Origin of the sequence: Bacillus cereus group sp. N12 (assembly GCF_016483575.1) — a bacterium.
GTDB classification, from domain to species: domain Bacteria; phylum Bacillota; class Bacilli; order Bacillales; family Bacillaceae_G; genus Bacillus_A; species Bacillus_A toyonensis.
In genome coordinates this window covers 1-2,385 of record NZ_JAEHBO010000171.1, presented here as the reverse complement: position 1 = coordinate 2,385, position 2,385 = coordinate 1, and the positions used below count along the sequence as shown (strand labels likewise).

Below are 2,385 nucleotides of genomic sequence, written 5' to 3'. Positions count from 1 at the left end.
AATTGATGTCAACTAAGTTTTTTATTTCGTTTGTCGTTTTCTGCGTTATTGCATCGGCGACTTGTTCTATATTACACCTCAATATAATAATAGTCAATATTAATCTTTCGTTTTTTTTTAAAGATGAAAGATACTCTCATACCCCTTCTTTATTTCTCATACATATTAATAAGATAACTGAAAGGAGTGTAGAGATTGTTCGATTCTTCTTTATTACGCATCATAAGCACCCATTCAAGAATTCCAAACTATCATAGAAATTTCCCCATCATTCTATTCTGGAGTCAAAAAAGCGGTTGCACCTCTCTTGCTAATTGGTTCTTTTACCAGATTGATTTATTACAAACAGCTCTAAGCTATAGTCCTTTCATTCATAATTATGAATATCATATATACAAAAATACACCTGCCTATAGTGTACGACTAGGTATAGCGTTACGAGAAAAACAAAAAGAAACTTTTAAACTTGTTCGCAACCCTTATAGGAGGGCAGTCAGTTCTTTCGTATCCTTAATTGCACCTCCTTATGTGGAGAATCCCGAATGGAAACCCATCCGAAAGTTTTTATATCAAGATGAAAACTCTCCTAAAGGGATCTCATTTAAACAATTTCTATACTGCTTATTTATTAAAGGTGCTCAAGCAGATGACATTAACCCACATTTCACACAACAATATATAACTGGTGAAGAAGAATATGTGACCAATTATATATACTTAGAAAACTTCAATCAGGAAACGAAAGAATTAGAAAAGCGTTTCGAATTAAAAGTTGCACCAATAAATGAGTTCTCAACATCTTGGCATCATCAAACTCCCACCATGATTTATAAAGGGGATTTTAGTGAAGGCGATATTACGAATCCTTTATTCCCTCGCCATCCTACTTTCGAAAGTTTTTACGATACTGAGTGTATGCAGCTCGTTCAAACAATATTTCAAAACGATTTCGATACATATAGATATAGCAAAGAATATCCATACTAATTTCAGTCTATTTTCTTTGCTAAATATAAAAAGATACCTCATATATATAAGGTATCTTTTTAACATTTTTAATTATATAAAACATACTGTTTAACAGTCCCGACTCTACACCTTATTACCTTTTAATAGATTACGTATTTTTTGCTTATCCGCCCATCCTACTCCAATTAAAACTAGACTTGCCCCCATTATTACCCTCCATGTCAGAGATTCATTTAATAGGATAATTGAAGTAACAATGCTTATTAACGGTAATGCATTTAAATATAATCCACTTACTGATGCAGAAACTCTCTCTAGCGCTTTATTCCAGAACCAATATGCTAAAATTGTTGCTCCAATAACAAGGTACATTACACTAAATCCCGTTTTCCAAGTTTCAATCTTTGGGAAACCGTAATAAAGAATTTCTACCAAGGCAAACGGCAATAGAATAACAGCTCCGATAATTAAAGTTAATGTGGTAAATACCTCATTTGATAAATACTGTTCTTGTTTTGGTCGTTTTAACAAAACTGTGTAGAAAGCAAATAGAAAAGTGCTCAATAATATAAGTACATCTCCTATTAAAGATACTTCTTGATCAACACCTTTAGATGGAATCGTAATAAAGAGTACTCCTATAGCCCCCAATATAATTCCTATCCAATAATTCAACCGAATTTTCTCTTTCAAAAAGAATGCTGAAAATAGAATTGTAACTAATGGTAATGCAGCATCTATGATACTAACATGTAATCCACTTGTTAAAGAAATGCCGTAGGATGTAAACATAAAATATCCAGCTACACCGGTAAAAGCTAACAAACTCATTCTTTTCCATGGAACTTTTTTATGTACAACTGATTTTTGTAGTTGTTTAAATGAGAATAGCATACAAATTCCACCCGCAAAGAAAAGACGAATAAACAACAAAGTAAACGGTTGAATAGATTCTAACGCCCATTTCGTTGGCGCAATGGCTGTCCCCCATAATATAACAGCCACTAATAACATGCATATTTCTTTCATAATCCCCCACACCCATCAAAAATATATGTTAACTACCTTAATTATAGATTCATCCTTATGTAAAACCCTAAAAAAACAAAGAGGTTATGTAAAAGTAAAAATTTTTTTGTTCATTTTACAACTAAATTCATGCAAAAGGTAATTCTTACCTTTAATTTACATTTAAATATATTACTTTATAACCTTCTTATCACTTTATATCGTTTCTATTTTATCTTTTTTCTTCTTTAGGACTATTAAAATTATAGATTATAACAGCTGATAAATAAAAATAAACATAAAAAAACCTAAGTCGAATCGACTTAGGTTTTTGCTTGGCGACGTCCTACTCTCACAGGGACAAGGTCCCAACTACCATCGGCGCTAGAGAGCTTAACTTCCGTGTTC

The 2,385-nt window shown here is 32.2% G+C and carries 2 protein-coding genes; one reads left to right on the top strand and one right to left on the bottom strand.

Annotated elements, in window-relative coordinates; all coding sequences use genetic code 11:
• The first annotated feature begins 195 nt into the window (after nt 1–195).
• A complete protein-coding gene (locus JDS92_RS29920) occupies nt 196–987 on the top strand; it encodes a sulfotransferase family 2 domain-containing protein (RefSeq protein WP_199633028.1) in 792 nt (263 codons plus the stop codon).
• A gap of 105 nt (nt 988–1,092) precedes the next feature.
• Here JDS92_RS29920 and JDS92_RS29915 read toward each other — a convergent pair whose 3' ends face one another.
• Nucleotides 1,093–1,998, bottom strand: coding sequence for a DMT family transporter (locus JDS92_RS29915; protein WP_000658279.1), 906 nt, complete (start codon nt 1,996–1,998; stop codon nt 1,093–1,095).
• Between the last annotated feature and the right edge of the window lie 387 nt (nt 1,999–2,385).